The organism is Micromonospora sp. NPDC003816 (genome assembly GCF_042874705.1).
Classification (GTDB): Bacteria; Actinomycetota; Actinomycetes; order Mycobacteriales; family Micromonosporaceae; genus Micromonospora.
Window position 1 is genome coordinate 95514 of record NZ_JBIANP010000014.1, and the last position, 19235, is coordinate 114748.

15 protein-coding genes are annotated in these 19235 nt (G+C 70.5%); 12 read left to right on the forward strand and 3 right to left on the reverse strand.

Annotated features, from left to right (window positions below):
* Window positions 1–162 precede the first annotated feature (162 nt).
* Entirely contained in the window at window positions 163–1491 is a 1329-nt protein-coding gene (gene mgtE, locus ACFYTT_RS28365; protein WP_131051914.1) for a magnesium transporter, read from the forward strand.
* 98 nt (window positions 1492–1589) lie between these two features.
* On the opposite strand, the gene ACFYTT_RS28370 is transcribed toward mgtE, so the two are convergent.
* Window positions 1590–2993 carry a non-reducing end alpha-L-arabinofuranosidase family hydrolase gene (locus ACFYTT_RS28370; RefSeq protein WP_387263725.1) on the reverse strand — a complete coding sequence of 468 codons (1404 nt, stop codon included), beginning with the start codon at window positions 2991–2993 and terminating at the stop codon, window positions 1590–1592.
* 251 nt (window positions 2994–3244) lie between these two features.
* Here ACFYTT_RS28370 and ACFYTT_RS28375 point away from each other — a divergent pair, with 251 nt between their 5' ends.
* From ACFYTT_RS28375 to ACFYTT_RS28410, 8 genes are all read left to right on the forward strand, one after another.
* On the forward strand, window positions 3245–4822 hold the full coding sequence (locus tag ACFYTT_RS28375) for a phenylacetate--CoA ligase family protein (RefSeq protein WP_387263728.1): 1578 nt from the start codon (window positions 3245–3247) through the stop codon (window positions 4820–4822).
* Between the two features lie 2 nt (window positions 4823–4824).
* On the forward strand, window positions 4825–5265 hold the full coding sequence (locus ACFYTT_RS28380) for a DUF4188 domain-containing protein (protein ID WP_131057296.1): 441 nt from the start codon (window positions 4825–4827) through the stop codon (window positions 5263–5265).
* Entirely contained in the window at window positions 5262–6350 is a 1089-nt protein-coding gene (locus ACFYTT_RS28385) for a hypothetical protein (RefSeq protein WP_131057294.1), read from the forward strand. Before ACFYTT_RS28380 ends, ACFYTT_RS28385 begins: the two co-directional genes overlap by 4 nt.
* Window positions 6351–7322 carry a nitroreductase gene (locus tag ACFYTT_RS28390; protein ID WP_387263732.1) on the forward strand — a complete coding sequence of 324 codons (972 nt, stop codon included), beginning with the start codon at window positions 6351–6353 and terminating at the stop codon, window positions 7320–7322.
* Between the two features lie 290 nt (window positions 7323–7612).
* A complete protein-coding gene (locus tag ACFYTT_RS28395) occupies window positions 7613–9325 on the forward strand; it encodes a cellulose binding domain-containing protein (RefSeq protein WP_387263734.1) in 1713 nt (570 codons plus the stop codon).
* 157 nt (window positions 9326–9482) lie between these two features.
* Window positions 9483–9785, forward strand: a complete 303-nt coding sequence (locus ACFYTT_RS28400; RefSeq protein ID WP_131052975.1) for a DUF1905 domain-containing protein — start codon at window positions 9483–9485, stop codon at window positions 9783–9785.
* 487 nt (window positions 9786–10272) lie between these two features.
* The gene (locus tag ACFYTT_RS28405; RefSeq protein ID WP_387263738.1) at window positions 10273–11235 is read left to right on the forward strand and encodes a LamG-like jellyroll fold domain-containing protein; all 963 of its coding nucleotides are present in this window, start codon (window positions 10273–10275) and stop codon (window positions 11233–11235) included.
* Between the two features lie 474 nt (window positions 11236–11709).
* Complete coding sequence (locus ACFYTT_RS28410; RefSeq protein WP_357218188.1) at window positions 11710–13272, forward strand: alpha/beta hydrolase-fold protein; 1563 nt, start codon at window positions 11710–11712, stop codon at window positions 13270–13272.
* A gap of 64 nt (window positions 13273–13336) precedes the next feature.
* On the opposite strand, the gene ACFYTT_RS28415 is transcribed toward ACFYTT_RS28410, so the two are convergent.
* Together ACFYTT_RS28415 and ACFYTT_RS28420 are read right to left on the reverse strand one after the other, a co-directional pair.
* Window positions 13337–15154: a cell wall metabolism sensor histidine kinase WalK gene (locus ACFYTT_RS28415; RefSeq protein WP_131052978.1), complete on the reverse strand. Its 1818-nt coding sequence runs from the start codon at window positions 15152–15154 to the stop codon at window positions 13337–13339.
* Window positions 15151–15858 (reverse strand): response regulator transcription factor, encoded by a 708-nt coding sequence (locus ACFYTT_RS28420; protein ID WP_131052979.1) that lies wholly within the window; start codon window positions 15856–15858, stop codon window positions 15151–15153. Before ACFYTT_RS28420 ends, ACFYTT_RS28415 begins: the two co-directional genes overlap by 4 nt.
* Before the next feature lie 90 nt (window positions 15859–15948).
* On the opposite strand from ACFYTT_RS28420, the gene ACFYTT_RS28425 reads away from it, so the two are divergent.
* The 3 genes from ACFYTT_RS28425 to ACFYTT_RS28435 are packed head-to-tail and all read left to right on the forward strand — an operon-like array spanning window position 15949 to window position 19198.
* On the forward strand, window positions 15949–17172 hold the full coding sequence (locus ACFYTT_RS28425) for an efflux RND transporter periplasmic adaptor subunit (protein ID WP_387263743.1): 1224 nt from the start codon (window positions 15949–15951) through the stop codon (window positions 17170–17172).
* The gene (locus ACFYTT_RS28430) at window positions 17169–17984 is read left to right on the forward strand and encodes an ABC transporter ATP-binding protein (RefSeq protein WP_387263746.1); all 816 of its coding nucleotides are present in this window, start codon (window positions 17169–17171) and stop codon (window positions 17982–17984) included. Before ACFYTT_RS28425 ends, ACFYTT_RS28430 begins: the two co-directional genes overlap by 4 nt.
* Window positions 17981–19198: an ABC transporter permease gene (locus ACFYTT_RS28435; protein ID WP_387263749.1), complete on the forward strand. Its 1218-nt coding sequence runs from the start codon at window positions 17981–17983 to the stop codon at window positions 19196–19198. The genes ACFYTT_RS28430 and ACFYTT_RS28435 overlap by 4 nt, the downstream gene beginning before the upstream one ends.
* The last annotated feature ends 37 nt before the right edge of the window (window positions 19199–19235 follow it).

The window sequence follows — 19235 nt, forward strand, 5'->3', positions numbered from 1 at the left end:
TGGACAGGGCGGACACGAGCGCCGGCACGCCCACCGCCGGGGCGTTCGGCGGCGACCGGTATGGCCTGGACCACGCCAGGCGGCCTGTCGGCGTACTCGGCCCGTCCGCCGGGTAGCTACGAAACTTTGCACCGAACCAGCACCACCCAAGGAGGTGATCGGATGACCGGGACGTTGCAGCAGCTCGTCGCCCGCAACGACCTCGAGATGATCCGTGGGTGGCTGGACAGCAGACCGCCCTACGAGATCGCCGACGAACTCGCCCGACTCGACGCGGTCGCCGCCGGGGTGCCGTTCCGGCTTCTCGACAAGGACCCGGCTCTCGCCGTCTTCGAGGAACTGGACCCCGTGGACCAGCAGCGCATCCTGGTGGGGCTGCGCGACCAGGCGTTCCACGAGCTGGTCGAGGAGATGGACCCGGACGACCGGGCCCGCATGCTCACCGAGGCGCCGGCCAAGGTGGCCCGCCGCGTCCTGGCCGGGCTGTCGCCGCGCGAGCGGCAGATGACCGCCGAACTGCTCGGTTACCCGCCCGGCTCGGTCGGGCAGATCATGACGCCGGAGGCGGTCGCGCTGCCCCGGCAGGTCACCGCCGCCGAAGCGCTCGACGTGGTGCGGCGCAAGGGCGCCGAGGCCGAGACCGTGTACGTGTTGCCGGTGGTCGACCCGGGCCGCCGCCTGGTCGGCGTCGTGGAGCTGCGGGACCTGGTGCTGAGTGACGCTGACGTACCCGTGGCCGACCTGGTGGACACCCACGTCTTCCGGGCCCGCGCCACCGACCCGGCCGAGGAGGCCGCTCGCCTGATGCGGGAGACCAACACCCTCGCCCTGCCGGTCGTGGACAGCGAGGACCGTCTCGTCGGCCTGCTCACCATCGACGACGCGATGGAGATCATCGAGGCGGCCGACACCGAGGACGTGGCCCGTCAGGCCGGCACGGCACCCTGGCCCGGTCACTACATGGCGGTCAGCGTCTGGCGGTTGGCGCGTTCCCGGGCACCCTGGTTGTTGCTGCTCATCGTCGCCTCGGTGCTCACCGTCAACGTGCTCCAGGCGTTCGAGGCGACCCTGTCGCAGGTCACCGCGCTGGCCCTGTTCATCCCGCTGCTCGTGGGCACCGGCGGGAACGCGGGTGCACAGGCCACCACGTCGGCCGTACGCGCTCTCGCGCTGGGCGAGTTGCGCGGCTCGGACCTGCCGGCGGTGATCTGGCGGGAGTCCCGGGTCGGCCTGCTGCTCGGCGCGGTGCTGGCAGCGGTCGGCCTGGCCGTCGGCGTGGTCCTGGTCGGCGGTGAGATCGCGCTGGTCGTCGGCATCTCTCTGGTGATCATCTGCGCCTGGGCCGCCACCGTCGGCGCCACCATGCCGGTGCTGGCGAAGCGGCTCCGCATCGACCCGGCGGTCGTCTCCGCGCCGATGGTGACCACGCTCGTCGACGCCACCGGGCTGATCATCTACTTCGCCGTCGCCCACGTCGTCCTGACGTTCTGACTGACCCCGCTCGCGCCGGCAACCGTCCTCCGACCGCACCCGGCGGGCCTGTCGTAGGCCCGCCGGGTGTGTGGCGGTGGTTCAGCGCTGCCGGGTGATCAGCGTTGCAGGGTGAGCAGTCCGGGGCGGTAGGGCAGGAGGCCGTAGTCGCCGCCGGAGTTGGGTGAACGGCCCTGGTAGAGCAGTTGCAGGTTGCAGGCGTTCACGGTCATCGTCTGGTCGGCGTTGGTGCGCAGCAGTTCGCCGTGGCTGATGTCGTTGGTCCAGGTGGCGCCGCTGTTGGCCTTACCCGCGAACGGGTTGCTCTCGGTGGCCGCCTGCGGAGTCCAGGTGCCACCCAGGCTGGTGGCGGTGAAGGAGCGGAAGTAGCGGCCCTGGGAGCCGATGGCCTCGACGAGCATGAGGTACCGGTTCTCGCCTTCGAGCTTGTAGACCTGTACGCCTTCGAAGAGGTTGTTGGTGGTGTCGGTCATGATCGTGGTGTAGTTGGAGCCGAAGCTGCCGGGGAAGTTGCCGATGGGCATGCTGGCCCGGTAGATGCGGCCGTTGTCGCCGGCGAAGAAGAGGTACATGTTCTGGCTGTCGCCGATGAGGGCCTGGTCGATGGGGCCGGTGCCGGAGTTGGAGATGGATCCGGTGAACAGGGTCTGCGCCGGTCCCCAACTGTTGACGTTCGCCGGGTTGGTGGAGGTGCGGTAGGAGAAGGCGGGGCCGCCCCACTGGTAGGCGAGGACCCAGACGTTGCGGGGTGCGAAGTAGAACAGTGAGGGGGCGACGGCGGAGAACGGCATGGCGTTCTGGCTGGCCGAGCCCATCTGGTTCCAGTTGGAGAAGAGGCCGAAGTTCATCGAGCCCCAGCTGGTGCCGGTGTCGTGGGTGGTGGCGTAGACGAGCTGCTGGCCGTTGTAGGGGGCGTGGGTGAAGTCCTTCAACGACACCCAGCCCGAGCGCGGCTGCGCCAACGCGCCGGTCGAGGACCACCGGTACGACGAGGGCAGCGAGCAGTTACCCGACGGCGGCGGAGTGGTCGGGGGCGGCGTGGTCGGGGGTGGCGTGCTGGGCGGCGGGGTCGTCGGGGTCGTGCCGCCGTTGCAGGCCACCCCGTTCAGGGCGAAGCTGGTCGGCGCCGGGTTGCTGCTCGTCCAGGAGCCGTTGAACCCGAACGACACCGATCCGCTGGTCGGGATCGCGCCGTTGTAGCTCACGTTCCTCGCGGTCACCGCCGCACCGCTCTGCGTCAACGTGGTGTTCCAGGACTGCGTCACCGTCTGCCCGGCGCCGAAGGACCACGTCAACGTCCAACTGGTCAACGGATCACCGAGATTCGTGATCGAGACGTTGGCGCCGAATCCACCCTGCCACTGCGACGCCACGGAGTACGTGACCGAACAACCTGCCGCTGCGGCGCCGGCCGGCGGTGCGACGACGGCCACTGCCGACGTCGCCAGAATCGCCACACCGGCCGACGCCAGACTGGCATTGACCATTCTGGATCTAGCCATAAAGCATCCTTCCCAGCACGGAGTAGACCGACGCATTTGCGAGGGTCATTGTTAGGTGAGCGTTAACATACGTGTCAGGGATGCTACGGGAGCGCTCCCAACGCCTCAACCTTTGACGGCGATGGATACATTCGGGTTTTCGCACCCACCGCGACCGGTGCAGACGCCCACCCACGCCTGGGTACGCGTACTCACCGCACTCCGGTTCGCGCGCTCAGGTGTCCACGCGTCGACGCGAACAGGATGGCCACATGGCCGAACTGCCGCACCGACACATCGCACTGGGTACCGCCGAGTCGCCGCTGCCGGCACTGGCCGCGCGGTGCCGACAGACGACGCTGGCGACCGGCGGCCGGGCGGTCGCCGCACTGACCCGCCTCGCCGGTCGCCACCCCGCCGGATGGCGTTGGCTGGCCCGGCGGCACCACCCGCTCCTGGACCGGCTGGCGGCGGCGAACGCCCAGGCGGTCTGCGAACGGGCCGCCCGGCAGGTCCCCGCGTACCGGTCCTTCCTGCGCACCCGCCCGGCCCGCACCCGCCGCCGCCTGGCCGACTTCCCGGAGACCGACAAGCACGGGTACGTGACCGCCTACGGCGCCGCCGCACGGTGCTGGCACGGACGCATGCCGTCCCGAGGTGTGGTGGTCGACGAGTCGGCCGGCTCGTCCGGGCGGCCGTTCAACTGGCCCCGGGGGGACCACGAGCTGCGCGCGGTGCACCGGGACATCGCCGGCTACACCGGGCTGGTCTTCCCGATGCGTCGACCGTTCGTCATCAACGCGTACTCGATGGGGGCCTGGGCCACCGGGACCACGACCGGCGCGGCGATGTCCCGGATCGCGGTCGTGAAGAACACCGGGCCGGACCTCGGGAAGATCGTCGACACGCTGCACGAGTTCGGCCCCGACTACGACTACCTGGTGACCGCCTACCCGCCGTTCCTCAAGCACCTGCGGGACCGGCTCGACGCCGGTGGCTTCGAGTGGGGGAAGTACCGCGTCTTCGCCAGTTGCGGGGGCGAGGGCATGACCGAGGCGCTGCGCGACTACCTGGAGCAGCGGTTCGCCCTGGTCCGCTCCGCGTACGGGGCGTCGGACCTGACCATCGGCATCGGTGCCGAGACCCGGTTCACGGTGTGGCTGCGGCGGCGGTTGCAGACCGACCGTGGGCTGCGGGCCGAGCTGCTCGGCGCCGACGAGCAGCGGTTGCCGATGGTGTTCCAGTACAACCCGTTCGCCACCTATCTGGAGACGAACGACCGTCGGGAGCTGGTGTGCACGGTCACCGGCGACGTACTCCAGCCCCGGCTGCGCTACAACGTCGGCGACGAGGCGGTGCTGGTGCCGTACCAGCGGATCGTGGAGTTGGCGCACGCCGACCCGGTCCGCCGGGCCGAGTTCCGCACGGCCGTCTCGGTGGAGCGGATGACCCTGCCGGTGCTGCTGCTGTTCGGCCGGCGCGACTCCACCGTCTCCTACCTGGGGGCCAACCTGTACCCCCAGGACGTCGAGTACGGCCTCTACACCGGCAACCCGCACGCCGCCGAGATCAACCGCTTCTGCCTGACCCTGGTCGAGGACGCGTCGCTGGAGACCCGACCCGTGATCCACATCGAACTGCGCCGCCCGCTGGCCGCGCCGGAGCGCGACGCACTCGTCGCCGCCTGCCGCAGCGGGGTACGTCGGCATCTCACCTCGGTCTCCCGGGACTTCGCGCAGTCGCTGCTCGAAGACCCGACCGCCGGTGACCTGCGGGTGGAGCTGCACGAGCCGGGAAGTGGCCCGTTCGCCGGCGAACAGAAGATCAAGAACGTCTACCTGGTGAGGTGATCATGCGTACCCGTGACTTCTCCCGCGCGCCCGCGCAGGCCCGCGCCGGCGCCATGTTCATCGGCGGGACCCGCTACGCCAACCCGCTGGTGCTGCTGCGGCTCGCCCCGGACTGGTTCCGGATGGTCCGCGACATGCGCCGGATGTCCGGCTACTGCTGGCACACCGTCTACTGGCAGTTCCCCCTCACGCTCGGCACGATCGCGTTCTTCACCGACCGCGACGCGATGTTGCGCTTCGCGCGGACCCGGCACCACCGGCGGTTGATGGTGTGGCTGACCGACGGCACCCGCAACGCCACCGCCGGATTCATCCGGCTCTACTCGGCCTCGCCGGACGGGTACTCCAACGGCACCTGGCGGGCCGAGGCGCCGCAGATGGGCCACATCGAGACGTTCACTCCGCTCGGCGCGGAGACGACCGGCCCGGCGGTGATCCGGTGAGTTCCGGTGCGTACCGCTTCGAACGGGTCACCTGCCGCCGTGGCCTGCGGGAGTTCCTCGGGCTCGCCGACCGCCTCTACGCCGACGAGCCGCGCCACGTGCCCATCCCCCGCCAGCAGATCCGGCAGTGGTGGCAGGACGGCATACCGATGTACGTGCTGCGGGACACCGCCGGCACAGTGGTCGGCCGGACCACCCTGCACATCGACGCGGCCTTCGACGCCAAGATCGGCCGCCGGTGCCAGCTCTTCGGGCTGACCGAGTTCACCGCCCCGGCCGCCCGACCGCTGTTCGACGCGATCTCCGCGCACGCCGATCCCGACCGGGACCTGCTCTTCGGCCCGGTGGCGCTGCTGCCCAACCAGGCCGGTGGCGTGATCACCTCCGGGTACGCGGAACGCGGCTTCGTCGACAGCGCCTGGAACCCGGCGCACTACGCCGCCGCCTACGAGGCGTACGGGTTCCAGCGCCGGTTCGAGTCCGACACCTGGATCTGCCCGGTGCCCACCCCGGCCGAGCCGGCGCCCCCGGTGCGCGTGGATCCGGACGGGGCGCGGATCGAGCTGCACCGGGGCGACGTACGGCGTCTCGACGACCAACTCGACCTGCTTCGCGGCATGCTGAACGACTCCTTCGCCCAGCTCGGGTACTACACCCCGATCTGCGCCTGGCAGCTCCGGCGGCAGACCGACGGGCTGGCGTACCTGCTGGACGAGTCACTGCTGCTCTATCTGACGCGGGACGGTCAGCCGGTGGCGTTCACGCTCTGCGTACCGGACATCAGCGAGTTCATGGTGGCGGTCCGGGGCGACCTGCACCTGGTCAACCAGATCCGGCTGCTCGGCACCCGCCGCCGCTACCGGCGGGAGGCGGTGCTGATCGTCAAGGGCGTGGTCCCGGAGTACCAGGGGCGCGGCTACCAGCGGCTGCTCTCCACGCACCTGCACCACAACCTGCACACCGCCGGCTACACCGCGCTGCGCAGCACCTACGTCGGTCGGGACAACCCGGCGTCGGCGGCCCAGTACCGGCGGCTCGGTGGCCGCCCGCTGCACGGCTACACCTTCTACGCCAAGGAGCGGTAGGTGGACGTCGCCGCGTTCCGCGCGCTCGAACCACTGTGCTGGCGGGCGCCGAGCGCGCACAACACCCAGCCGTGGCGGCTGCGCTACGAGCCCGGACAGATCCGGGTCGGGTGGGATCCGGCGTACACCCTGCCGGCGGCCGACCCCACCGGCCGCGACCTGCGCCTCTCCCTGGGCGCGTTCGTGGAGACCTGCCTGATCGTCGCCGCCGACGCCGGCCTGCCGATGGAGTACGTCGCCGACCACGACGACCCGTGGGTGGGGCGGTTCCGGTCGGCGCCGAGCCGCTACCCGACGCCCTTCCGCACCACCGAGGTCTGGGATCGGCGTACCCATCGGGGCGGTTTCGTCGGCGGGCCGGACAGCGACGCGCTCGCGGCGGTGGACGCGGTCGCCCGGCAGGCCGGCGGCGGCGTCCGGACCGTGCCGCGCGCCGACCGCCTCGGCGGCCTGCTGCGCGAGGCCGACCGGCAGGTGTACGCGGACCCGGCGGTCGTCGCCGAGCTGCGCCGCTGGCTACGCCTGACCCCGGCGCATCCCGACTACCACGCCGACGGCCTCACCGACCGCTGCCTCGGGTTGTCCCGTCCTGCCGCGACCGGGCTGCGCGCGGCGCTGGCCAGCTATCCGGCGCTGCGCCGGCTGGGGCTGCCGAGGCTGCTCGCCGCCGCCGACGATCCGCTCGCCCGAGGCGGCGACGTGGTGGTCCTCATCGCCCCGGCGGCCCTGGACCCGGCCGGGCAGGTGGAGTTCGGGCGGGTGCTGCTGCGCTGCTGGTTGACGCTGCACGCGGCCGGGCTGGCGGCGCACCCGCTGAGCCAGCTCGTCGACGTCGCGGCCACCCGGTCGGCGCTCGGCACGCTCCTGGACGTCGCGCCGGAGCGGCTGCTGCACGTCACCCGGGTGGGCCGCCCCACCCACCCGGCACCCCGCTCCGCCCGCCGCCCAGATGTAAGGAAGGGACCCTTGTAATACACCAGGCGTTAGTAGGGGGCCCTTCCTTGCACACCTCGGGCGCGGCCCGGCGCGACATCCGGGTTGCGGACGGCCGCCTCGGAGGCGACGCGTCGCAACATTGACATCGATCGTTGACGCGGCATACATTCAGGCCGATCTGGCAAGCGCTTTCACCACCGCCCCCGTCCCGGGCGCAACTGGGCGGCCCCCGCCGCGCCATGGGAGCGCTCCCGTCTCTGCGTCGTCACCGACGGCAGGTCGATGCATCCCATTCCGAGGAGACCGGAGCAGCGATGAAAAGACGAATGAGAGCGTTCACACACAATGCCGCCCGGGTGACCGCCGGTGCCGTACTCCTGGCGTCGGCCGGAGTCGCCGTAGCGATGCCCGCCGGTGCGGCAGCCGCCGGTTGCACGGTGAACTACACGGTGGCATCGCAATGGCAGGGCGGATTCGGCGCCAACGTCGTCATCACCAACAACGGTGATCCGGTCACGAACTGGACGTTGACCTGGCGCTTCGACGCCGGGCAGACCATCGACCAGGCGTGGAACGCCACGGTGACCCAGAGCGGCGCCGCCGTCTCCGCCCAGAACGTCAGCTACAACGGCACGATCCCCACCAACGGCACCGCCTCGTTCGGCTTCAACGGGTCCTGGACCGGCAGCAACCCCGCCCCGGTCATCTTCGCGCTCAACGGGGTGGGCTGCACCGGCGGCACCATCCCCAGCCCGCCGCCGACCACGCCACCGCCGACCACCCCGCCACCCACCACCCCGCCACCCACCGGCGCGGCGGACATCACGGTCAACAACGCCACCCGCCACCAGACGGTCGACGGTTTCGGGGCGGCGCAGTCGATCTGGGGCAGCGCGTGGTCGACCGCCGAGACGCAGACATTGGTCGGGATGGGCGCCAACCAGTTGGGGTTGTCCATCGTGCGGACCGGTCTGTCGCCGGTGTCGAGCGAGTGGGCGACGCATGTGAACTCGTTGAAGACGGCCAAGGCCTCCGGTTCGGGCGTGAAGATCCTGGCCTCACCGTGGACGGCCCCGGCGGCGTGGAAGACGAACAACAGTCGGGTCAACGGCGGCAAGCTGCGGACCGACTACTACGACGACTACGCCAACCACCTCAACAGCTACGTCCAGTACATGCGCGGGCAGGGCGTGACGATCGACGTCACCTCCGTGCAGAACGAGCCGGACTGGCACCCGGACTACGACTCGATGGACTGGAGCGGCACCGAGCTGCGCAACTTCGTCCGTGACCACGGCACACGGGTGCAGAACACCAAGCTGATGGTCGCCGAGGCGGTGAACCTGAACTACACCTACACCGACCCGACGCTCAACGACACCACCGCCCGCAACAACATCGGCTACATCGGCGGTCACCTGTACGGCACCGAGGCGGCTGGGCGGCTGCGGTCGTACCCGCTGGCCGACCAGCACAACAAGCCGGTCTGGATGACCGAGTGGAACCTGCACGCGGCCGACGGCAACGGCTCCAACATCTGGGGCAACCCCGGCAACCAGACGGTCTGGAACGAGACGCTCGACGACATCATGCGTACGGTCCACCGGTCGATGGAGGCGAACTGGACCGCCTACGTCTGGTGGTACGGCAAGCGCTACTACTCCTTCATCGGTGACGGTGAGGCCGCCTTCGGCACCACGGCCGGCGCACCGCTCAAGCGCGGATACGCCTTCTCGCAGTACTCCAAGTACGTCCGCCCCGGCTACCAGCGGGTCGCCCTGGCCAAGAGCTCCAAGGCCTCACCGCTGGAGGTGACCGCGTACCAGGGTGGCGGGAAGACGACGCTGGTGATCCTCAACCGCTCGACCAGCGCGGTCAACAACGCCGTGATCCAGGTGCCGCAGTCCGTCACCCGGGCGGAGCACTACCTGACCTCGCTGAGCGCCAACGCGGCCAGCCAGCCGACCAGCGTCAACGGCGGGCAGGTCTCGGTCAACGTGGGCGCGCGCAGCATCTCCACCGTCGTCCTGACCCACTGAGCGACGACATGTCCACACCCTGCGTGGCGCGCGAGGACCGCGCGCCACGCAGGGGCCGTCGGGCGTCCGCCCGTGGGCGGTCGCTGGGACCGTTCGCGCGCGACCTTCGACCGGCGGGGCGTCGGCACTGTCGGTCCCGGATGTGATGCTGACCGTCGTGATCGTGACGTTCGACAGTGAGTTGTGGACCTGGGCTGCCCGGCGTGACGAGAGCTGGACCTTCGTCAGCCTGCCGGTCGGGGCGTCGGAGGAGATCCGCGAGCGCTCCGGCGGGACCCGTCGGGGTTTCGGTGCGGTACGCGTCCGGGCCGCCATCGGCGGCAGCCGGTGGACGACCTCGGTGTTCCCCGACAGCACACGCGGTTGCTACGTCCTCCCGGTCAAGCGCGCCGTCCGCACCGCCGAGGCGCTCGACGTGGGCGACACCGCCACCGTGACCGTCGAACTGGTCGACCACTGATGAGGGCGGTGTCGTCGGAGCTGGTCGGGGCCGCGACCACCACGGGCCGGAGTGGGCCACGCCGAAGTCGTCACCGGGTCGGACCGGGAGCGACGTGCCGTTGGGCAGGGCCGGGTCGCAGGGCCTGAGGGCCCCCGGTCACCGTGGGTACCGCGCAGCGGCACGGCGACCTCAGGAACAACACATAGACGTACGACGACATAACGGCATCTCCTCGGTGCCCCGGTCGAGCGACCGGGGCGCCATGGAGGGCTCCTACCGCCACCCACCGAGCGGCTGACAGATCATGGACCATTCCCCGACCGCGATCGAGTGACGCGCCGTCGATCGCGCGCGTACGGGCGCATTCTCCGGGTCGCATTCCCGTCGAATTCCCGCACTACCGACGCGTCTCGCTACGATTCAATCGCACCGCCGTTCCGGCGGCTCGACTCCCCGTCGACATCGTGGAAATTCCACTGACGACGACCGGAAAGGAATGCCGCTCATGAGAAGTGAGCATCCTTCGCCGCTCGACGACGACGGGGCACGTCGAGCGGACCTTCCGCTGTCGTCGGCAGAAACCGCCGAGAGCGACCTGACCACTCCGCACGACACCCCCGACATCGTCGAGCCACGCACTCCGTCCGCCACCGGGGAGCGGGACGCCGACCCGACCGGGACCAACCCGACCGAGACCAACCCGGCCGGGACGGACACCGCGGTGACGCGCCCCCGGCGACAGCGACTCCGTCGCGCGCTGAGGTCGGTCCCGGGGCTGATCGGCATCGTCGGCGGCCTGGTCGGGATCGTTGCCGGCATCGCGGCGCTGATGCCGAAGGAGCAGCCGCCGGACCCGTTCCGGCACGCGTTGTTCACCGAGCCGTTCACCTCGACCGTCAGCGATCCGGACGAGGTCCTGGCGCGGTACGCGCTCTGGGTCGACACCGAGGACGGCGACGACGACGTGTGGCGGAGCGAGATCGACACCGTCCAGGGTCTGTTCCGCCTCTCCAACCGGACCGACGCCAGCCGGGTGCGCTACATCTGGATCAACGCCACCAACGCCGGTGACCGGGTGCCGGTCGAGATGACCGACAGGCCGGTCTCCGTCGACGTACGAATCGCGGACCGGGCCCTCTCCACCAGCGCGGCCGGATTGATGTACCGGTGGTCCGGTCAGCCGAAGCGGTACTACGCCTTCCTGCTCTCCGGAGACGGCACCTATTCGTTCGTGGCGCGCAGCGACACCCTCGGATTCTCCTACCGCCTGACCGAGCGTTCCGAGAAGATAACCGCCGAGGGCTGGAACAGTCTGGCCATCGTCGGCAAGGACGATCAGCTCGATCTCTATATCAACGGCACGAAGGTGAAGACGGTCGACGCCGTCGATTTCCCGGACGGCACCGCCGGGGTGATCGCGACGAGTCGCGGTGCCTTCGAGTTCGACAACTTCCGCATCTACGAGTGACGGCGTCGCCGCGATCGCCGGACACGTGAGCCGGCCCCCGATCGGAAGCCGAGACGACTCCATGGTGACGGTGCGTCGATCCCCGCACGGCCGTGACCAGGAGCGACCTGAGACGTAACGGCCCTGGAACACTCTTGACATCGAAAGGCGACCCCCGCCACACTACCGATGCTAATTCGATTTAGCACAGGACCAGATCCACAGAGTACCGAAACGGGTCATACCCCCCACCGGGCAGTAGCCCACGTGGCCCACGAGGAGGCTCTCCATGTCCGACCACCCCGCGCCTCGTCGCGCAGACCTCACCCACCTTCAGCGGCTCCGGCGGCAGTAAGCCGGAGCCGAGAGCCAGGGTCCGAACACGACCACGAGATCCGAACAGCACCGCGAGAAGCGGTTGTAGAGGAGTGTGCTCAGTTGAAGACAGAGACCGGAAAGCGCAGGCTCAGGCGTACCGTCTCGTTGCTCGCGACCATGTCACTCGGAGTCGGCCTCGTCGTCTCCGCGCCGGCTGCCGCCTCGGCCAAGCCTGCGGCCAAGGAGGGTGCGACCGTCAAGGCGGACAAGCACTCACCGACCGGATACACGGTCACCTTCGTCTACCGCAACCCGAACGCCACCCAGGTCCGTCTCGCCGGGGACCTGACCCTGCTCGACGTGAACACCGGCAACACCCGGTACCAGCCGGAGGAGTGGCAGCCGGGTCGGTACCACGCCGGGGGAACCGAGTTCCTCCGCGACATGACCAGGGACAAGAAGGGCAACTGGTCGGTCTCGCTGCCGCTGCACGCGGGCGGCATCAGCTACTGGTACCGGGTCTGGGACCCGACCCAGGGCTGGGAGAACAAGCGCATCTGGGACCCGGCCTCGACGAACCCGCGTCCGCCGGGCGAGTCCTCGTTCCGGACCCGGAACAACGACGTCCTCGACGCCGTGTACGTGCCGTACGCGACCAAGCAGAACGACCCGGTGCTCAAGAGCCGTGCCGAGTACGAGCTGCCGGCCAAGCCCAAGGACCGGGGCACCGTCAGGTACGTCCCGTACACCACCATCCTCGGCGACAGCGGTCACTACCTCGGTGTCTACCTGCCGCCCGGTTACAACGCCAAGCGCGCACAGCCGTACAAGGTGGCGTACCTGGCGCACGGCATCTTCGGTGACGAGACCGACTTCATGGTGCCGGCGAACGTCCCGAACATCCTGGACAACATGACCGCGAAGGGCGAGATCGAGCCCACCGTGGTCGTCACCATGGGCAACCACTTCACGGGCACCAGCCTCGGCTTCGCGTCGTACAACCAGACCAACGCCGCCGACAACCTGGTCCAGACGATCCTGCCGCTCATCGAGGACCGGTACAACGTCGCCACCGACCGGTCCGGCCGGGCGTACGCCGGGTTCTCGTACGGCGGTATGACCGGCGCCCACGTGATCCGCGGCTACCCGACCACGTTCGGGTACTACGGTCACTTCTCCGGCAACCCGTCGCTGAGCGCCCAGGACTACGACAACGTCGCGAACGCGGTCGGCGACGACGACCTCCTCGTGTTCCTCGGCAACGGCGTGTTCGAGGGCAACCTCAACAACCAGAACGCCATCGCCGACAACTTCCGCGCCCGTGGGTACACCGCCCACACCACCCAGGTCCCGGGTGCGCACGACGGCATGACCGCCAGCCAGCTCTTCACGATCTTCGCCCGCGACCACCTCTGGACGGGCGTCGACACGGTCGGTGACGCCCGTGCCAAGGTCAAGGCGAAGGCCGCGCCCGCGTCGGTCCCCGCCGGCCGCGCGTTCACCCTCGACGTCGAGGTGCGGGCACAGAAGAAGCACAAGAAGTCGCCGACGCCGACCGGCGAGATCACCGTGACCTTCGCCGGCAGCACGCACGTGGTGACGCTGAACAAGGGCAAGGCCGTCGTGAAGCTGCCGACCAGCGGGCTGTCCGCCGGGTCGTACGCGGTGCACGTCGCCTACTCCGGTGACCGGACCTACGCGCCCACCGCAGAGGTGCACCAGAAGCTGCGGGTGCGCTGACCGATGAACACGGTGGGCCGTTGACCTCCCCCGTCCTCGGTCCACCCGCACCGGCGGGGCCGCGTCATTCCTGACGCGGCCCCGCCGGGGTGTCCGGCAACCGGACGGTGAACAGGCTGCCCTCGCCCAGGGTGCTCTGCACGTCGATGGTGCCGCCGTGTGCCTTCACGAGATGCTGGGTGATCGGCAGACCCAGGCCGCTGCCACCGGTCGCCCGGGTACGCGAGCCGTCCGCCCGCCAGAACCTGTCGAAGATCTTCGACAGGTGCTCGGCCGCGATGCCCACCCCGGTGTCCCGTACGGTGATCGTGGTGTCCTGCGCGGCGACGGTGACCGACCCCCCGGGCGGGGTGTAGCGGATCGCGTTCGAGACCAGGTTGCCGACGATCTGCCGCAGCCGTACCGCGTCGGCCGGCAACACGGGGTCCTCATCGATCTGCACGGTCAGCGCGATCCCGGCCGCCTGGGCCGTGCCCCGATGACTGTCCACCACCTGCGTGACCACGTCCCGCACGTAGGTCGGCTCGGGATGGATCCGCAGCGTGCCCGCGTCGGCGGCGGCCAGGTCGGCGAGGTCGTCGATGATGTGCTGAAGTAGCACCGCCTCCTCGTGCAGCAGGTCGAGCAGTTGGGCGTCGGTCGGCGCGAGATCGTCCTGGGCCGCCTCCAGCCAACTGCGGATGTTGGTCAGCGGCGTACGCAGTTCGTGCGCGACGTCGCTGACCATGGCGCGTCGCTGCGCCTCGGCGCGGTCCCGACGGTGGGTCGAGTCGTTCAGCGCCCGGGCCAGCCGGCCGATCTCGTCCGGTGCGGAGACCGGGGCCGGCTGCTGCCGGTCGACGGCGTCGGTGAGTGTCCGCAACGGACGGACCAGCCGGCGGCCGACCAGCACCGTGACGATGATGGTGGCGACCAGCACCGCGCCGGTGACCGTGACGATGCGGACGGTGTTCTCGCCGGAGAGCGTGAAGGTGGTCTGGTCGGCGCCGCTGTCCGGGGCGGTGATGAACAGCAGCACGGCCGGGGCCACGTGCGGCTGGAGCATGCTCCGCCGCGACTGCTCCACGCACTCGCTGATCAGGGCCGCTTCGTCCGCGTCCACGTCGACCCGGAAGGTCTCCCGGGGGGCGGGACGGACGCTGCGCTCGTCGACGGAGATGTTGATCAGGTACGCGCTGAAGTCGGGCAGGATCTCCAGTCCCTCGTCGTCGGCCAGGTCGAGGCACTTCCCTGCCAGCTGCCCCAGGGACCGCAGCGCCTTCTCCTCGGCCTGGCCGGCCGTCTCGGGCTTCGCCTCGCATCGATCTGCCGACCCGCGCGGATCCGGCGTGGTCAGCACGACGGTGAACCGCCCGTCGGGCAGCGGCTTGATCTCTCCGTCCAGGCGACTCCCCCGCAGGCACCTCAACTGTTCCTCGGCCTTCGCGAGCAGTTCGTCGCTGACGTCGTCCGGCACCCGGAACGGGCCGACCGCCCGAGGGTCGATGCGGTCGGTGCCGCCGGTGAGGCCGAGGTCCAGGTTCAGCGGGTCGACCACGGCGGCCGGGCGGGCGGCGTCCAGCGAGGGGCCGTCGAGCGTGTCGGCCACGATCGTCCGGTCGTCGGTCATCAGCGTGATCCGCCGGTCCAGTCCGGCGGCCCGCTGCTCGATGAGCGGCGACACCGCGGACCAGTCCGGGTGGGTGGCCGCGTACTCGATCAGCTCGTTGTAGACCTCGGTGTTCTCGGCGAGTGAGCGACCCTGCTCCTGGCTGATCGCCCGGGTCGCGGTCCGGGTGGCCAGCCAGGCGGTGGAGGTGATCGCGGCGATCGCGATCAGCACCGAGGTGACCAGCAACCGGGTCACCAGACTGTGCCGGATCGGCACCCGCCGGGTGCTCACCGGGATGTCGCCGAAGCGCCGGCCAGCTTGTAGCCGACCCCGAAGACGGTCACCAACCAGACCGGCCGCTGCGGATCGCGTTCTATCTTGCGACGCAGGTTCATCACGTGGACGTCGATGGTCCGCTCGGTCGAGCTGCGGTCGAGCCCCCGCGTGTGGTGCAGCAGTTGGCCTCGGGTGAAGACCCGGTTCGGCTGCTTCACCATCGCCACCAGGATGGCGAACTCACCCCGGGTGCAGGCGACCCGGACGCCGTCCACGGTCACCTGGTGCGCGGTCGGGTCGATCTCGATCGGTCCGACCCGCAGCAGCCCGGCCCCGGCGGGCGACGGTGTGCCGGGTCTCGCCCGCCGCAGCAGGGTCCGCACCCGGGCCATCAGTTCCCGGGGGCTGTACGGCTTGGTCAGGTAGTCGTCGGCGCCCAGGTCCAGTCCGGTCAGCAGGTCGTCCTCGGAGGACCGGGCGGTCAGCATCAACACCAGGACGTCGGACTCCCCGCGCAGGGTCTTGCACACCTGGAGACCGTCCATCTCCGGCATCATCACGTCCAGCACCAGCAGGTCGGGACGGAGTCGGCGGGCCGTCTCCAGCGCCGCCCGACCGTCGTGCACCACCACGGCCTCGTGCCCCTCGGCGGTCAGATAGCGGCGTACCACCTCGGCCTGGCGAGGATCGTCATCGGCGACCAGCACCTGTGCACACATGGCGGCGATGATAGGACCGGATTCCCGACGGCAGGGCTCCGGCGGCGATACCTGACAGGTTTCTAACGACCGCTGGACACCCTCGTCGGCATGGATCCGAAGCAGGACGCCCCGACCGAGTTCATACCGCGTGTACCCGATCCGCCCGTACGGCGACGTGGTGTGCGGTGGATCGCCGTGGCGCTCGTGGTGGCGGTGCTGACGGTGGGTACCGGGATCGTGGTGACCCGGCACCGGGCAGACGCACAGCCGGCGTCGAGGGAAACCGACGTGGTCGCGACCACGCCGATCGCGCGCCGTGACCTGTCGACCACCCGGACGCTGCCCGGAAGCATCGGGTACGGCCCGACGCGCCCGCTGGCCGGGCACCTGACCGCGACGGTCACCTGGTTGCCGAAGGCCGGCACCACGGTCAAGCGGGGTGGGCAACTGTTCCGGGCCGACGACCGGCCGGTGGTGCTCTTCTACGGCAGCATCCCGATGTACCGGGACATCGCCGGCACGAACCTGGTCGGCCGGGACGTCCGGGTGATCGCCGACAACCTCCGTGCGCTCGGTTACCCGATCGGCTGGCAGCCGTCGCCCGGCGAGCAGGTGACGCCGCAGCCGCCGACCCGCAACGCCGCCGACGATGACGACGACGAGCCGGCGGCGGCAGCGGAATCCCCGGCAGCACCGCAGCGGGTACGCAGCGGCGAGGGCGTCCTCACGCCGGCACTGGTCGCGGCTATCAAGCGCTGGCAGACCGACCTCGGTGTGCCGGCGACCGGCACGATCCCGGTCGGACACGTCGAGGTGGCCAGCGGGGCGGTCCGGGTGGACTCGGTGACCGCCCAACCCGGTGACCCGGCGGAGACGCCACTGATGTCGGTGACCTCGGTCCGCAAGGTGATCACGGTCGGTGCCGAACTCACCGACGCCGCCGCCATCAAGCGTGGGGACCGGATCCGGGTGGGCCTGCCCGACGACCGTGAGGTCCCCGCCCGGGTCGTCTCCGTCGGCCGTGATCTCGTCGCCAGCGACAGCGGCATCGCGAACGGCCCAGCGCTGCTCACCGTGACGGTGGCCGTCGACAAGCCGCAGACCATCGCCGACCTCGACTCCGGTGAGGTGCAGGTGCACTTCACCGGTCGTACCGCCGTCGACGTGCTGGTCGCGCCGGTCGAGGCGCTGGTGGCGTTGCGCGAGGGCGGTTACGCGGTGCAGGGACCGGGCGGGCTGGTCGCGGTCAGCACCGGCATGTTCGCCGACGGCTGGGTCGAGATCACCGGCGACGGACTGACCGAGGGCACCGAGGTGGTGGTGCCCTCGTGACCGGACCCGTGCTCTCGGTGCGTCACGCGTCCATGGTCTATCCCGGCGGGGTCACCGCGCTGGCCGACGTCAGCCTGGACGTCGCCGCCGGGGAACTGGTCGCCGTCGTCGGGCCGTCCGGATCGGGCAAGTCGACCCTGCTCAACATCATCGGCACGTTGGACCGCCCCACCTCGGGCACCGTCCACATCGCCGGCCAGGACGTCGCCACGCTCGGCGACCGGCGGCTGTCCGCGCTGCGGGCCCGGGAGATCGGCTTCGTCTTCCAGCAGTTCCACCTCGCCGACGGGCTCAGTGCCGTCGACAACGTCGCAACCGGCCTGCTCTACGCCGGGGTGCCACGACGGCAACGGCGGGAGCACGCCCTGCGCGCCCTGGCCCGGGTCGGTCTGGCGCACCGCACCGGGCACCGCCCGGGGCAGTTGTCCGGCGGCGAGAAACAGCGCGTCGCGATCGCCCGCGCCCTGGCCAACCAACCGTCGCTGGTCCTGGCCGACGAACCCACCGGCGCACTCGACACCGCCACCGGTCAGTCCGTGCTGCGGCTGCTGCGTCGGCTCCACGAGGAAGGCACCACCATCGTGCTGATCACCCATGACCGAGGCATCGCCGCGTCACTGCCCCGGCAGATCGAGATCCGCGACGGACGACTGATCCGCGACGACACGCACCCGTCGCCCGTCCCGGCGCTGGCCGTGGAGTCGGCTCCCGCCGTGGAGTCGGTCAGCTCGGCGCGCACCGTGGAGTCGGGCGGCCTGGCGCGTGCCGTGGAGTCGGGCGACCCGGCCGGCGATGCGGTGTCGGACCGGTGACCGGGCCGATCGACCGGGCACCACGACCGGCCCGGCTGGCCGTACCGGACCTGCTCTCGCTCGGGCTGACCGGCCTGCGAGCCCGCCCGCTGCGGGCGGTGCTGTCGGCGCTGGGGATCGCGATCGGCATCGCCACGATGATCGTGGTCACCGGCATCCCGGCCGCCGGCCAGGCCGCGCTGCTGGCCGAGTTGACCGCGCTCGGCACGAACTCCCTCCAGGCAGTGGCGGCACCGGATCGTGATCCGCCGACCAAGCTGCCGGAATCCGCCGTGGTGATGGTGCAGCGGATCGGCCCGGTCACGGCGGCCAGCGCGGTCGGCAACACCCGCACCGTGGTACGCCGCAACGACCTCCTCGATCCCACCGACGGCTCCGGCCTCACCGTGCTGGCCGCCCGCCTCGACCTGTTGCCCACCATCAACGCACGGATCAGCGTCGGCAGCTGGCTGAACCCGGCCACGGCGGAGTTTCCCACCGTCGTACTCGGTTCGGTGGCCGCCACCCGACTCGGCATCGCCGACCTGCCCGCCGGACAACCCGCGCCCCAGGTGACGATCGCGGACCGGCGGTTCACCGTGGTCGGCATCCTGGCCGAGACCCCGCTCTCCCCCGACATCGACCGGTCGGTGCTGGTCGGGTGGCCGGCGGCCCGCAGCGAACTGCGGTTCGACGGCCACCCGACGGTGATCTACATCCGTTGCGAGGAGTCACAACTGGAGGCGGTACGCGGTGTCCTGGCGGAGACGATCTCGCCGGAGCGTCCCGGCCAGGTGGTGGTGAGCCGCCCCTCCGACGCGTTGGCCGCGAAACGGGCCACCGAGGGCAACTTCTCCGTGCTCTTCCTGGCGCTGGCTGCGGTCGCCCTGCTGGTCGGAGGCATCGGGGTGGCCAACACGATGGTCGTCTCGGTCCTCGAACGGCGTGCCGAGATCGGCCTGCGACGGGCACTCGGGGCGACCCGGGGACAGATCCGGGGCCAGTTCCTGACCGAGTCGACGGTGCTGGCGGCACTCGGCGGTCTGGTCGGCACGGCGGTGGGACTGCTCGCCACCGTCGGATACGCGGCCTGGCAGGGATGGCCGCTGGTGCTGCCCGGCCAGGCGGCGGTCCTCGGGGTCGGCGGTGCCGTGGTGATCGGGGTGCTCGCCGGTGTCTACCCCTGCGTACGCGCGGCCCGGCTACCCCCGACGCAGGCCCTCGCCGCCGCCTGACCCCACCGGCCAGCACAGACGAAAGGGCGCGGCGACC